This is a genomic window from Adlercreutzia sp. ZJ473, from assembly GCF_013185065.1.
GTDB lineage: Bacteria > Actinomycetota > Coriobacteriia > Coriobacteriales > Eggerthellaceae > CAAEEV01.
Genome location: NZ_JAAVTO010000026.1, coordinates 1 through 14,342, shown reverse-complemented (window position 1 = coordinate 14,342; position 14,342 = coordinate 1). Strand labels below are relative to the sequence as shown.

At 56.7% G+C, this 14,342-nt stretch carries 10 protein-coding genes; 7 read left to right on the top strand and 3 right to left on the bottom strand.

Annotation, left to right across the window (positions count from 1 at the left end; translation table 11 throughout):
- Positions 1 to 12: 12 nt before the first annotated feature.
- Genes HRL41_RS06475 through HRL41_RS06450 form a run of 6 tightly spaced genes read left to right on the top strand, consistent with a single transcriptional unit; the run spans position 13 to position 6,020 of the window.
- Complete coding sequence (locus HRL41_RS06475; RefSeq protein WP_172136055.1) at positions 13 to 1,284, top strand: ATP-binding cassette domain-containing protein; 1,272 nt, start codon at positions 13 to 15, stop codon at positions 1,282 to 1,284.
- Positions 1,281 to 2,189, top strand: a complete 909-nt coding sequence (gene rfbA, locus HRL41_RS06470) for a glucose-1-phosphate thymidylyltransferase RfbA (protein ID WP_172136054.1) — start codon at positions 1,281 to 1,283, stop codon at positions 2,187 to 2,189. Before HRL41_RS06475 ends, rfbA begins: the two co-directional genes overlap by 4 nt.
- Positions 2,186 to 3,094 carry a dTDP-4-dehydrorhamnose reductase gene (rfbD, locus tag HRL41_RS06465; protein WP_172136053.1) on the top strand — a complete coding sequence of 303 codons (909 nt, stop codon included), beginning with the start codon at positions 2,186 to 2,188 and terminating at the stop codon, positions 3,092 to 3,094. The genes rfbA and rfbD overlap by 4 nt, the downstream gene beginning before the upstream one ends.
- Positions 3,094 to 4,101 (top strand): dTDP-glucose 4,6-dehydratase, encoded by a 1,008-nt coding sequence (gene rfbB / locus HRL41_RS06460; RefSeq protein ID WP_253904743.1) that lies wholly within the window; start codon positions 3,094 to 3,096, stop codon positions 4,099 to 4,101. The genes rfbD and rfbB overlap by 1 nt, the downstream gene beginning before the upstream one ends.
- Positions 4,102 to 4,113: 12 nt before the next feature.
- On the top strand, positions 4,114 to 4,701 hold the full coding sequence (gene rfbC, locus HRL41_RS06455) for a dTDP-4-dehydrorhamnose 3,5-epimerase (RefSeq protein ID WP_172136051.1): 588 nt from the start codon (positions 4,114 to 4,116) through the stop codon (positions 4,699 to 4,701).
- Positions 4,702 to 4,706: 5 nt separating this feature from the next.
- A complete protein-coding gene (locus HRL41_RS06450) occupies positions 4,707 to 6,020 on the top strand; it encodes a glycosyltransferase family 2 protein (protein ID WP_172136050.1) in 1,314 nt (437 codons plus the stop codon).
- On the opposite strand, the gene HRL41_RS06445 is transcribed toward HRL41_RS06450, so the two are convergent.
- A complete protein-coding gene (locus tag HRL41_RS06445; RefSeq protein ID WP_172136049.1) occupies positions 6,003 to 8,744 on the bottom strand; it encodes a glycosyltransferase in 2,742 nt (913 codons plus the stop codon). The two genes, HRL41_RS06450 and HRL41_RS06445, sit on opposite strands and share 18 nt — an antisense overlap.
- A 46-nt stretch (positions 8,745 to 8,790) precedes the next feature.
- Positions 8,791 to 9,876, bottom strand: a complete 1,086-nt coding sequence (locus tag HRL41_RS06440) for a glycosyltransferase (protein ID WP_172136048.1) — start codon at positions 9,874 to 9,876, stop codon at positions 8,791 to 8,793.
- A 289-nt stretch (positions 9,877 to 10,165) separates the two neighbouring features.
- Between HRL41_RS06440 and HRL41_RS06435 the strand changes: the two genes are divergently transcribed.
- Entirely contained in the window at positions 10,166 to 14,110 is a 3,945-nt protein-coding gene (locus tag HRL41_RS06435) for an N-acetylmuramoyl-L-alanine amidase (protein WP_172136047.1), read from the top strand.
- On the opposite strand, the gene HRL41_RS11945 is transcribed toward HRL41_RS06435, so the two are convergent.
- Positions 14,107 to 14,342 (bottom strand): hypothetical protein (locus tag HRL41_RS11945; protein ID WP_216662554.1); only part of this gene is annotated, 236 nt, incomplete at its 5' end. The genes HRL41_RS06435 and HRL41_RS11945 overlap by 4 nt on opposite strands.

Sequence of the window (14,342 nt, the reverse complement as noted above, 5' to 3'; positions counted from 1 at the left end):
GGTGGATGCGATATGAGCAATCCTGTTCTTGAAGATGCTACGCGTGGGGCTGTCTGCGATGACGATGTCGTGGTGGACGTGAATCACGTCAGCATGATTTTCAATATGGCGAGTGAGCAGCTTAACAGCATGAAGGAGTACTTTATCAAGCTGGCAAAGCGTGAGCTCATGTTTAAGAGCTTTGTGGCTTTGGACGACATTAGCTTTCAGGTTCGGAAGGGGGAGGTGTTTGGCCTTGTTGGAACGAACGGGTCCGGGAAGTCCACTATGCTCAAAATTGTCGCAGGCGTGCTTGAGCCTTCGAAGGGCACTTGCACCGCAAAGGGAGTCATCGCTCCGCTCATCGAGCTTGGAGCTGGCTTCGATATGGAGCTGACTGCTCGGGAAAACATCTATTTGAACGGGGCGCTGCTTGGCTATACGAAGCAGTACATTAACGAGCACTTCGACGAGATAGTTGATTTTGCTGAGCTGCACGATTTCTTGGACATGCCTATGAAGAACTATTCATCAGGTATGGTTGCGCGTATTGCGTTTGCCGTTGCTACGGTTATTGTGCCGGATATTCTGATCGTAGATGAAACCCTTTCGGTGGGCGATCAGTTTTTTCAAGAAAAGTGCGAGAAACGCATCAGCGAGCTCATCCAGGATTACGGCGTCACGGTCCTTTTCGTCTCCCATAGCTTTGCCCAGGTTCAGCGTATCTGTCAGAAGGTGGTTTGGATCGAAAAGGGCAAGATGCGCAAGATCGGACCGGTTGACGATATCGCCAAGCTGTATTCGTTCCGCGTAAACGGCATGCAAGTAGCATTAGTGCAAAAGGGGGTGGACAGATCCTTTCCCTCGCTGGAAGATCCAGCTTCTTTTGATGGGAAGGGGCTTGTCACGGCAGACGCACACATTGCTTTTGTCGGTTGGAAGGATGGCTATAGCGAAGGCGCCGTAGTAGGTACTTTGGATGAGAGCCAGTCCCTCGAGGCCCTGAGGCTGAGGCTCGATGACTCGGTAAAGGGCTCCATTCGCTACAATGTGGCCGTTAAATCTACGGGCTGGCAAAGGGACCCGAGTTTTGATGAGCAAAGCTCGTGGTTTGCCGACGGAGCCATGGCGGGGACGGAGGGCGAGTCCAAGCATCTGGAAGCTCTCCAGATCGTCCTTTCAGGTGCCATCTCCGATGAATATGACGTGCTTTACCGCATCCACTCTGAGAGCTTCGGCTGGAGCGAGTGGGCTGAGAACGGCGAGATAGCCGGAATTGACTACTGGAGCTGTCCCGAATCATGAAGGGCATAGTCCTTGCCGGCGGCAGCGGAACGAGGCTCTATCCGCTTACCACCGTTACGAGCAAGCAGCTGCTCCCCGTGTATGACAAGCCGATGGTCTACTACCCCCTCTCGGTTCTCATGATGGCGGGCATAAGGGACATCCTCATCATCTCGACTCCCGATGACCTCCCGAACTTCAGGAGGCTTTTCGGAGACGGGTCGCAGTACGGCATCGCCCTGTCGTATGCGGAGCAGCCCTCGCCAGACGGCCTCGCCCAGGCATTTGTCATCGGGGAGAGCTTCATCGGGGGAGAGTGCTGCGCGCTTGTTCTCGGCGACAACATCTTCTACGGCAACGGCCTGGAGAAGCATTTGCGCAACGCCGTCAAGCGGGCTGAGGGTGAAGGCAGCGCGACGATCTTCGGCTACCATGTCGAGGACCCTGAGAGGTTCGGCGTGGTGGAGTTCGACGAGGCGTTTAACGTCGTGAGCATCGAGGAGAAGCCTCAGCACCCGAAGAGCAACTACGCGGTCACGGGCCTGTACTTCTACGATTCCCGCGTGTGCGACTTCGCCAAGCAAGTCAAGCCTTCGTCCCGCGGTGAGCTCGAGATAACCGATCTGAACAAAAGGTATTTGGAAGATGGGTCTCTCAACGTGGTCACATTGGGACGAGGTTACGCATGGTTGGACACGGGGACCATGGAGTCGCTGTTCGAGGCGTCTGAGTTCGTGCGCGTCGCCGAGCGTAGCCAGGGGCTTTCCGTCTCGGTCTTGGAGGAGGTCGCCTACCGCAATGGCTGGATAGACCGGGAGGCTCTGCTCCAGGCCGCAGACCGCTATGGAAAGAGCGAATACGGCAAGCACTTGAAGAGGGTCGCGGAAGGGAAGATCGCCCCTCATAGAGAGTGGGAGCAGGAATGAGACTGCTTGTCACGGGCGCTCGCGGCCAGCTTGGCAGCGAGCTGAGGCGTTGCATAGCGTCTCTCCAAGCGGAGATAGGCGCTGTCCCCCCTGATTACGAAGGGGCCTTCGTTGACTACGTCGATCGCGACGAATTGGACATAACCCAGAGAGACGCGGTAGAGAGCTGGTTTGCGGGACGCCGTTATGACCTTGTGATAAACTGCGCGGCCATGACAGACGTTGATCGATGCGAGACTGATGAGGACGAGGCTTTTCGGGTGAATGCCGGAGGACCTTCGAACTTGGCGAGGGCGACGGCTCGGCAGAACGCCAAGATCCTGCAGGTTTCGACCGACTACGTTTTCTCGGGGAGCGAGCCGGGGGCGCGTCTGGAGGGCGATGTCACCCATCCCGCATCCGCCTATGGACGCAGCAAGCTGGCCGGAGAGCTGGCGGTGATGAAGGAGAACCCAAGGTATTTCATCGTCCGCACGGCTTGGCTCTACGGCTATTCGGGGCGCAACTTCGTGAAGACGATGAGGTCTTTGGGGAAAACCCACGATGAGGTGATGGTCGTGGGCGATCAGAGGGGCAATCCGACTTCCGCCAACGATCTGGCGTATGAGATCCTGAAGATAGCCTTGACGGAGGATTACGGCGTATACCATTGCACGGGCAAGGGAGTCTGCTCGTGGGCTGAGTTCGCTGCCGCCATCATGGAAGGCTCAGGGCTTGAATGCAGGGTCGTCCCGGTGACGAGCGCTCAGTACAAGGAGCTCAATCCGAGAAGCGCAGATCGGCCAAAGAACTCGAGTTTGGAAAACAGGCATCTGGCGAACACGATCGGGGACGAGATGCGTTTTTGGAGGGAAGCGCTTGACGAGTATCTGATGCACTTGCCTGAGATGGGGAAGGTGGAATGATGTTTGAGCCGAATTCGGTTATGGTCACGGGAGGGGCGGGCTTCATCGGGAGCAACTTCGTCCGCTGGCTCGTTGACAACACGGATGTGCGCATCGTGGTCCTCGACAAGCTCACCTATGCCGGCAACAGGGGGAACCTGACCGGCGTTCCTGAAAGCAGGGTGAAGCTCGTCGTGGGTGACATCTGCGATGACGCCTTGCTTGACGAGCTCGTCCCCTGCGTCGACGCGATCGTCCACTTTGCCGCCGAGACCCATAACGACAACTCCATCGCCGATCCTGCGCCTTTTGTCTCGTCTAACATCGAGGGAACGTATCACCTGCTGGAAGCATGCCGAAAGTACGGGACGCGCTTTCACCACATCTCAACCGACGAGGTGTACGGCGACTTGGACCTCGACGATACGACGCGCTTCACGGAAGCGACCCCCTATTGCCCCAGCTCGCCTTACAGTTCTACAAAGGCCGCCAGCGATCTGCTCGTGCGCGCATGGCACCGCACCTATGGCGTGGCGACAACCATCTCGAACTGCTCGAACAACTACGGTCCACGCCAGCATGTCGAGAAGTTCATCCCGAGGCAAATCACCAACGTCCTCTGCGGCGCGCGTCCCAAGCTCTACGGCGATGGTTCCAACGTGCGGGATTGGATACACGTGGACGACCACTCGAGTGCGGTATGGGACGTTCTGACGAAGGGGCGCCTTGGGGACACGTACCTTATCGGGGCGGACGGGGAGCAGCGCAACCTCGACGTATTGCGTACGATATTGACGCTCATGGGGAAAGACTCCGATGATTTTGACTGGGTCAGGGACCGACCGGGGCATGATCGCAGGTATGCCATCGATGCTTCCAAGATTCGCACAGAGCTCGGATGGAGGCCACGTCATGTTGACTTCGAAGAAGGCCTGGCCGGCGTTATCGACTGGTATCGCGAGAACGAATCGTGGTGGATGCCTCTCAAGGAATCCGTAGAGGCCACGTATTCCATGCGGGGGCAATAGGAAGAGGCGAATATGGTGCGAAGCGATCAGATGAGGTGTGGAAACTTCGTTTTCTCTGAGACCACCATCCAGGGTGTCGTCGTCGTTGAGCCGATAGCCTACGAGGACGAGCGCGGGTTCTTCATGGAGACCTACAAGAGACCCGATTTCGTCAAGGGGGGCATTGAGGCTGACTTCGTGCAGGACAACCACTCGTCTTCCTCCAAGGGAGTGGTGAGGGGCTTGCATTTCCAGAAGAAACATCCCCAGTCGAAGCTGGTGCGCGTTGTGCTGGGCGAGGTGTTCGACGTCGCCGTTGACCTGCGTCCCCAAAGCCCGACTTTCGGCTGCTGGGAAGGGGTAATCCTCTCCGCGGAGAACCGCCGTCAGCTCTATATCCCAAGGGGCTTCGCCCATGGTTTCATGGTCTTGTCCGACAAGGCGGAGTTCTGCTACAAGTGTGATGACGTGTATCATCCCGATGACGAGGGCGGCCTCATGTGGGATGACCCTGACATCGGGATCACGTGGCCGAACATCGAAGACGCGATAATCTTGTCGGAAAAGGACCGCTCGAACGGCTCGATGCGCGAGTTCCGCTCGGGTCGATTGGGGGAGTGAGAGCCGTGCCGCGCTTTTCCATCGTCATGCCCGTCTACAACGCGGAGAGCTTCATCGAGGCAACGCTCGACTCCTTGCTGTCCCAAACTTTTGCCGACATAGAGGTGATTGCGGTAGATGACGCGAGTACGGACGGCTCCGGAACCGTCCTTGATCGCTGCGCCGCAAAGGACTCCCGCCTCAAGGTGGTGCACCATCGGGAAAACACCTATACGGGGCAGGCGAGAAAAGACGGGGTGCTGTGTTCGAGCGGAGACTACATCCTGTTCGTGGACCAAGATGACGCGCTGGTCTCTGATGCATGCGAGAAGTTGGCTTCCTTCACAAAAGACCATCCAGTCGACATCATTCATTTCGGAACAAGGGGCGTTATCTCGGATGACGTTGACGAAGGTTACCAAAAAGAGCTCGATAGCTTTCTGAGTCCCTATGTAGGGGAGCTTGCGGGGCGAGATGTCCTTGATGGATGCTTTTTTGACAGGAAGTACTCGTGGAATGTTTGGAACAAGCTGTATCGGGCTGACCTATGCAAGAAGGCTCATGAGTATGTCGATATGACCAACGTACGCTATGGCGAGGATTTCTACGCATATTTTGTCATGGCGTTTTATGCCAATTCGTATTACGGCATTGATGATGAAATGTACACGTATCATTATGGCTCAGGACAGACAGGACACTCTCGCGTCGACATGAAGTCGTTTCGCTTTATCTGCACGGCTTCGGTGGTAGTCGATGAGATCGAGAGGTTCGCGCATGCTCAAGCTGCGTCTCAGGAAAGAAGACTTGTCGATAAGGTCCGTTCCCTGCTTATTTGGGAGCCCGCTTGCATGCTTAAATCTAATGTTGCTGCATGCGACAAGTCCGAAGCGCTCCATGTGTTTTTTGCCGCTTGGGGTCTGAACGCCTCGCTCGATGTGCTTCGCAGGCTCTACGAAGGCGAGGAGGCTTTGCTGGCCCATGAGCTGCATGCTGCTGCTGTGTCCGCTTCCGAAGACGGGACTTCGGGGCGTTTGGAAGCGAAGCTGTCTTCGCTTTCGATATGCAGCGAAGCAGAGGACGGCGGTAGGCTTGGGGCCGACTCCTCCGCTTTGGAAAAACTGCTCTATGAATGGTTTGTTGAAGCTAGGAAAAACAATCAGCTTGAAGCGAGGCTCGAGCTGCTTGCAAAGAGCAATGGACAGCTCGAGCTTCGCTTGAAAAGGGTGACTGCGGAGCTCGAGGGCACCCTGCAGTCCACCGCATGGAAGGTAGGGCGCTTCATGACGTGGATTCCGCGGAGGCTCAAGGATCTCTTATCGTCATTCCTCCTTCGGTAGCCTGCGCCTATAGCATTCTGCTGCGAGCCTTCGGGTAAAAGACATATTCACGGTGTCTTCGACGAAGCCATAGTCTTCGGGATCGTAAAAGAAGTCTTTGCCGGGTCCCAAGATGCCAAAGTGCTCGAACCATGTTTTGCGGCAGGAGTCTCGAAACTCCAGCCGCATGAACTTGTCGAGCTCGCTGTGCTTCCAGATGCACATATGGAGCACGTAGTTTACAAAGGCCCTTTGGTAGTCAGCCCAGAGCCCTCGCTTGATCAGGCCCTCTTTGAGACAATCCAAGGCATCGAACATATAGATGTAGCGATCGTTCGTGCTGTCGCTCAGGCTGCCTTCTCGTGCGCGACGGTAATGGTAAAGCGTCTCGTCGTAATAATAGGTCCTTTTAGATGCGCTGAGGGCAATGTAGGTGAAGGGCATGTCTTCGTGGGCTCCTATTTGCGGAAACCTTAAATCGAGACCCAGGAGAAAAGACGAGCGGTACAGCTTGTTTACGGTGAATCCCACTAAACGTTTGTAGAAATTATTGATGTCGGCCGCGTAAAAAACTTTTCCAGGAGTGATGTGGTCTCGCGATACGGCCCACGTGTTGGGGGAGAACACCCCGGTTTTGTCGTCGTATTGGTCCATATTGAAGACGACGGCATCCGCTTGGTTCTTCTCGGCAATGCGGACAAGATCCTCGATGGCGTTTTGTACGAGGAAATCATCAGAATCGAAAAAGCAGAGGTACTTGCCGCGCACGTGCCCCATTCCCACGTTGCGCGTAGCGCCTGCTCCTGAGTTTTCCTTGTTGACGACGGTTATTCTGGAGTCTTGGCGGGCGTACTCCTCCAAGATTGACAGGCTGTCGTCTTTTGATCCATCGTTAACGCAGATGACTTCAAGGTTCTTGTACGTCTGGCGCAAAAGCGAATCGAGTGCTTTTCTCAAATAAGGAGCGGAGTTATAGACGGGAACGATGATGCTCACCAAGGGTCCGAGCTTTTTCTTGGCGCGGGCTCTCGCTATGGGATTGAGAGGGTCGGAAGGCATTTCAGCCGACGCCATGCTGACGAGCGTTTCGTAGTAAGGGGAAGTTCGGGCGTATTTCCAGAACAGCCAGGCAGAGTCCGAGTAAAGGGAGAAGCAGGGGGTGGCATGTCCTGCATAGTGGACGATTCTGGGGTTATGGTGCGCTTCTCGGTATGCGTTTTGGAGCCATGTGGGAAGCCATACTTCAGGTGTGGTTTCCGGAGTGAAATAGGACTCTTTGTGAGCCATGTAGTTCCATGACTGGTCAAGATACTTGACTCTTCCGGCGCAGAGGTGGTTGAGCACATCTTGATCCATCCATCGCCATTCCTTCTCGAGCGAGGTCCTCATGAGCTTTTCACAGCTTGTGACTTGTGCAAGTGCCTCAACGTTCAGAACCAACACCCCTGCGTTGAAGTAGTCGTACACGTTGTCGAGCTGAATGACGTCATCAATGTATTGGCGAGTGTCGTTGTCGACGATGTTGCTCCAGCCTGCATCTGCCGTGTCGCGCACGGCGGCGATAAGGTAATCCGACACATCAGTTTCGTAGAGCTCGGCTATATCGGTGTTGCATACCAAATCGGTATCAAGATATACCGCTTTGGAGTAGTTGGTGAGATAGTCAAGGATGAGGAAACGGGCAAAGGTGGTGGTACTTATATGAGCAAGAGTCGGGAGCTCCTTTTTCTCGAGATACTGACCAAGATGGAGGAATCGTATCGCCACGTTGGGGTAGCTGCTTGTCTGTTGGCTTAAGAACTCGAAGTCGGCGTTGGTGAGTCCGGCCTCGAGAACTATCAAGTCGTAATTGTTGCAAGGGCTTGAGTTCTGTAGGATGGATTCTATGGTGACGGACATGAGCGGCGCATAGGCGGCATCTGACGCCAAGACGACGGCAATGTTGTTGCTGTCGAAAGCGGGCGCCAAGTAGGGGCTCTCCATGTGCTCATAATACGTGCACGAAGCGTAGGCTGTTCTGCCCGAATTGCACGTGCGCTGCAGATGCTTCGCGTATATTGCCAGCAGATGGCGAGCGACTATGTCAGGCGCAAGTGATTCGACCCAAGATACGTCATCGCTTAAGGCCAGAGCGTGCGTATAGCTGCGGGTGACAGCGAGTGCCCACCCTGAATACTCTTTGAAGATATCTTCTCGCATGAGGAATGTCCCGAGTGGGAATCCTATGCTGTCATTGCGGTACGCGTCGAGATCTTCGAGAAATTCAGGGCTGATGTCGGAGAGAATCTTCGCAAGGGTGTCGAAATCCCGGTCTCTTCTATGCCACCAGTACCACATAACGTGCCTAAAGGTGCCAGTCATGTAGTCGCTGTCGAGCCAACTTGTCGGCTTAGGCAAGACGATGCTTATATCCTGGGGTAGGGTGATACTTCCTGTGTCGATGTACCCGAGCGATTCAAGCGCAGGCAGATCGAGGGTCTCGACCTTGCTTAGTTCGGCAAATTCGAGGGCCCCGTTCCTTTCGTCGGAGACCTGAGCAATGTCAAGCAGGCAATGTGCTGTCGATATGCCCACAAAAGGGGCCGTAGCGTTTTTTTCGGCAAATTGCAGCGTGCTTATCTGGCTTGCATTGCGCTCGCAGTCATCTGCCTGCTCGGCAAGCTGCTTCACGCAAACGTAGCGGGATGAGCAGGGGTCTAGGTCGATGCTGCTTTCGCATGAGACAAACATCTGGAATTCCGGCATGGGATCTCCTCGGATTAGGTTAGCATTGCGTCGGCTAGCCGAAAGGCTACGATCTTAATGCATGCTTTATTTTCCATGCGAGTAGCTGGAAAAAGGTGATCTCTCCATTTGCATAGCGGGTCTTCTCGTGCTCGCCTGGATCAAGTGCTGGGGGGACGACGGTGAGCGCTTTACCCGAGAGTGCTTCTGGGTTAGAGATGACGGCTTGCAGCTCGTTCCATTCGACGGGAGAGAAGAGGCTTTGGTCGAGCGCATTCTTCTCTTCCGCCTCGGAAAACTCCTCGGTCATTTTCTCCAAGAACTCGGGCTTTAACGCATTGTCGAGACGATTGTAGTTCCAAAGATACGTCTCATACTTCTTCGCTACAACCATCTTGCGAAAAGCCTCTGAGCGCTCGGGTCGGGCGGAGAGGAACTCCTCAAACGACTCGTACTCATCGCACACGCAAAAAACCTTAGCGCCGGACTTGACGGAGGAATTTGCATTGTCGATTCGGTAATTCAAAAACGCCTCACGCATGATAACTGCTCTGTTTGCGGCTCCCCATACTTTGAGCATGAATCCCGTGTCTTGATAGGATGCACCGGGCGTTTCGAGAAAGGAAACATTGTTTTCCTCGAGAAAGCTCCTCTTGTATATTCCTGTCCAAATTGCGGGGCTGCCTCGCAGTATATCGGGATAATCCTGGGGGTTAAATGCCGTGTAGTACGGAGCATGGGAAAGGCTCAAGACGTCTATCAGCCCAAACGTTGACCCATCGTTCGACATGGTGAAGTAATTGGACCGAACGACGTCGGCATCGTGCCTCGACCCCTGCTCGTAGAGCCGCTGGAACATCGTGGGTCGCGCGCAGTCGTCAGACTCTACGATGCCGATGTACTCGCCGCGGGCTTTCTCGAACCCTCGATTCATGCTGTGCCCGTAGCCGCCGTTCTCTTTGTCGATGACAACGATGCGGTCGTCTCTGGATGCGTACTCTTTGATGATGGAGAGCGATCCATCGGTTGAGCCATCGTTGACGATGATGATCTCGATGTCTCGAAGGGTTTGGCCGATGAGCGACTCAAGGCACGAGGGAAGATATCGCTCTACGTTGTAGACGGGTACGACAACAGAAACTCTTGGGGTCATTGGTTGTCCTTGCGCTAGGAGATAGGTGTTTGCTTCCTTCCCTATGATAGCAAAAGAGGCTGTCCCAAAAGCAGCGAGGAGAGGGAGCTTTTGTCGAGGCAGGTGGATTCAGGCGGGCAAGGACGACGCGGGAGGGAGGCGCTTTGCGATTCTTTTCGGGAGTATCTTTTGCATTGCTGAACATGCAGTTTAGTTTGAGTTATCATGCGTAAGTCTTGTTTTGGCTCGTAGCCTGTTTCCAATGTAGGCTGCGAGCCATAGTTTTGCTTGAGTTTCAAGGGGTGGTTAGATGACTGGCGCTAAGAAGACGCTCTCATTTTTCCTGAGCTTCGTGCTTGCCTTCTCCCTCATGGGCGTTCCTGCTTATGCGGACGAGGTGGTTGACAGAAAGTCTCCTGAGAGCGGGCAGAAAGCAGCCGATGAGGGGCTTTCCCGTTCTTCTGAGGCGGATAAGGCCGAATCGGCTGGCGAAAAGGCGGATACGACGGCTGGTGAGAAGCCTGAGGGTAAAGCCGAAGGCGGCGGGAGGGAAAACCCCGCAGGTGCTTCGAGCTCTGCCGAGAACGCTTCTGCCAAGAAGGAGACGGCTCCCAAGAAGGAGTCTTCCGAGGAGGAGCCGAAGGCGGACGAGGCTCAGCAGAAGGCTGGCGATCAGGGTGATCCGCTCGACGACGCCACGGTCCTTACGGCCGAGGAGGCTGTCGAGTTCGTCTACATCGAGAACAACGTCGTCTCGTTGGGCGAGGAGCAGAACATCGCCATCGGGCTTCTGACTAAGGGCGGATCAGTTGACAAGGCGACCCTTGAGCTTGTCAAGGGCAGCTCGCATGAGAAGGTCTCGCTCGACGCCTCCGCAATAACGGAAGGCGCGGTGCTCTTCACGGCCTCCTTTGACGATCCCTCAAGCGCGACGAGCTACCTGATGTCGCGCATCACCTTCGAATCCGCGGGTGAGCGCTTCGCAGTTGACTTCGGAGACTCGAGCATCTCGAGCGTGAGCGTTTCCGATGAGGACACGACGGTCGAGGTTGTGGATGAGGTTGACTCCGTCTCGTCCGACGCTGCCGACTCGGGCAAGGTCGTCTACGCCTTCGACGTGGTCTCTCCCGAGCTGGCTGAGGCGCTGACCGATGCGGCCGACAAGGGCGAGGACGGCGTTTCGGTCTTGGCTTTGGGCGATGACGGGAGCGTCGTCGCGAAGAGCAGCATCGAGGAGGCGGTGCAGACCGCTGATGCCGAAGGCGTCGCCTCGGTGAGCGAAGGCGACTCGGTGGTGGTCGAGGATCCTGGCGTCGAGGCGTCTGAGGAGGCTGCTTCCGAGGAGGTCGGCGCTGGTGAAGCTGCTGCTGAGGAAGATGGCGCTGGTGAAGCTGCTTCCGAGGAAGCTGGCGCTGACGAGATCGCCGTTGAAGGCGACAGCGCTGATGAGGCTGCTGTCGAAGCCGTTGATGACGTCGAGGCTGTCGAGGGCGACAACGCCGATGGCGAAGAGGGCGTCGAGGCTGATGACGAGGTGGCAGCCGACTTGTCGGTTGCGGAGCCGGTGTATGCTGGCGAGGGCCCCACTGACGAAGACCCCGACCAGAGCTCTGACTCCGAGGCTGACGCTGATCTCGATGCTGAGTCCGAAGAGCCGAAATCCCTGCTTGACACGGTGATCGGCTTCTTTGCCAACCTCTTCGGTTTTGACAAGGCGTGGGCTGCGGTTTCCTCCGCTCGGGAGAACTACCTGGTGGTGGCCATCGACCCTGGTCATGGCGGCTATGATGGCGGCGCCTCGGGGAACGGCTTGGCGGAGAAGGACGTCAACCTGTCCATCGCCAAGCACTTCCAGCAGGAGCTGAGCAGCTACACGGGCGTGAGCGCGCACCTCACGCGCAGCAGCGACGTGTACGTGGGCTTGCAGCAACGCGTCGACTCTGCGGTTTCGGTGGGCGCTGACGTGTTCGTGAGCGTGCATTGCAACTCGTCGAGCTCGTCTGCTGCGTACGGAGCGGAGGTCTGGGTTCCCAACAACAGCTCGTATCTCAATGCGGAGACGCATAAAGCCGGAGCTGACCTCGGTAACAAGATTCTCAGCAAGCTCACGGCGCTCGGCTTGTCTAATCGCGGCGTGCAGACGAGGGATTGCACGAACAACGAACGCTATCCCGACGGATCGCTCGCCGACTACTACACGGTTATCAATGGCGCGCGTTGGGCGGGCATCCCGGGCATCATCGTGGAACACGCCTTCATCAGCAATCCGAGTGACGCGGCGAAGTACCTTGGCAATGATGCGGCGCGTCAAAAGCTCGGCGTGGCAGACGCGACGGGTGTGGCCCAAAAGTACAGCCTGATCAAGGACTCCGCAGCCAAGGCGTCCTCACTCGTCTCCGCGAAGGCCCACGTTGCCAATTTGGGATGGGAGAGCACGGTATACGACGGCAAGGTTGCGGGTACCACGGGCAAGGGTTTCGGCCTTGAGGCGTTCCAGCTCAATCTCCAGAACGCCGCCGCTTCTTCGGGCGGCATCACCTATCGCTCCAACGTGGGCGGCAGCTGGCAGGGCTGGGTGAGCAACGGCGCGACGAGCGGCACCACGGGCAAGGGGAAGGCCTTGCAGGCGGTGCAGATCAACCTTACGGGCGCCGCGGCGAGCAAGTATGACGTGTACTATCGTGTTCACGTTGCCAACGTGGGATGGCTCGGCTGGGCTAAGAACGGCGCTTCCGCTGGCAGCGTCGGATACGGATACAACGCTGAGGCACTCGAGGTCGTCATCGTGTCGAAGGGCGGCAAGGCTCCGGGCAGCACGGCAACGCCTTTCATGAGGGCACTTGTGACGTACAAAGCCCATGTCCAGAACATCGGTTGGCAGTCCGCTGTCTCTGACGGGGCTGTGGCCGGAACCTCCGGCAGATCGCTTCGCGTTGAGGCGCTGCAGATCGACGTGAACGACCCTGAGTGCTCGGGCGACATTCAGGCACGCGCCCATGTCCAGAACATCGGTTGGCAGAACTGGACGTCAGGTCTCGTCGGTACGACGGGGAAGTCCCTGCGCGTCGAGGCGCTCCAGATAAAGCTCACGGGCGAGATAGCGCAGAAGTACGACGTGTACTATCGCACCCACGTCCAGAACATCGGCTGGACCGGATGGGCTAAGAACGGTGCGAGCTCGGGAAGCCAGGGCTACAGCTACCGCATGGAGGCCGTGCAGATCAAGCTCGTGAAGAAGGGCGGGGCAGCTCCGGGTTCCACGAGCGGCGTGTTCTACCCCGTGCAGGTGAGCTATCAAACACATGTGCAGAACGTCGGCTGGCAGTCCATGGCATACAACGGAGCAGTGTCGGGAACAACGGGGCGCTCGCTCAGGCTCGAGGGCATCAACATCTCTTTGGGCTCGGCTATCACTGATGCCTACAAGGGCGGCATCCAGTATCGCACGCATGTTCAGAACATCGGCTGGGAGTCGGGCTGGAAGTCGAATGGCGCGACGTCGGGGACGACGGGAAGAAGCCTGCGCCTTGAGGCCATTCAGATACGCCTCACGGGCGACGTCGCTAACCAGTTCGACGTCTACTATCGCGTCCATGCTCAGAACTTCGGCTGGATGGGCTGGGCGAAGAACGGCGAAAGCGCAGGTACTGAAGGCTACTCTTACCGGCTCGAGGGAATCCAGATCAAGCTGGTGAAGAAGGGCGGAACCGCTCCGGGTTCGACGAGCAATGCCTTTAAGGATGCCTACGCGTATTCGATCATGGGGTCATCCCAAGCTTCTGCGCGCCAGATGGTGGCATATTTCAAGAGCATGGGCAAACCTTATCCATCGGTCTATGCTTCCAAGGGCGCTTCCAGCATCGAGCAGTACTGCAAGATCCTCTGCGAGGAAGCGCAGGCTGAGGGCGTGAGGGCTGAGGTCCTCTTCTGCCAGGCCATGAAGGAGACGGGCTGGCTTCAGTTCGGCGGCGACGTGAAGGCGGGCCAGTGCAACTTCGGCGGGCTTGGCGCGACAGGCGGCGTCAAGGGCGCGACGTTTCCTGACGTGCGCACGGGGTTGCGCGCGCAGGTGCAGCATCTGAAGGCGTATGCCTCGACGGCCCCGCTCAAGAACGCCTGCGTTGACCCGCGTTTCGGCTTGGTCAAGCGCGGGTCTGCTCCCGAGGTGACGGACCTCAACGGGAAGTGGGCCGTTCCTGGAACGAATTATGGTCAGGATATCGTCGCCATGATCAGGGTCCTGAAGAGGTTTTAAGGCCGCTTGAGCCGTTGCCCGGCTGAACTGGAGCCAAGCAAGACCTGAACAAGAAAGGCCCCCGCTCCGATTTTGGAACGGGGGCCTTTCTGTTGTCGTTGCTGTGTGAGCGTCAAAACAACTGCGTGATCATAAAGCTCCAAGAGGCCAATCGGAATCCTCTTGGAACTTTCCATGCCATAGGTAGAATCCTCCAGGAGTTTTCCGACTAACAACTTGGAAAGACCTAGGA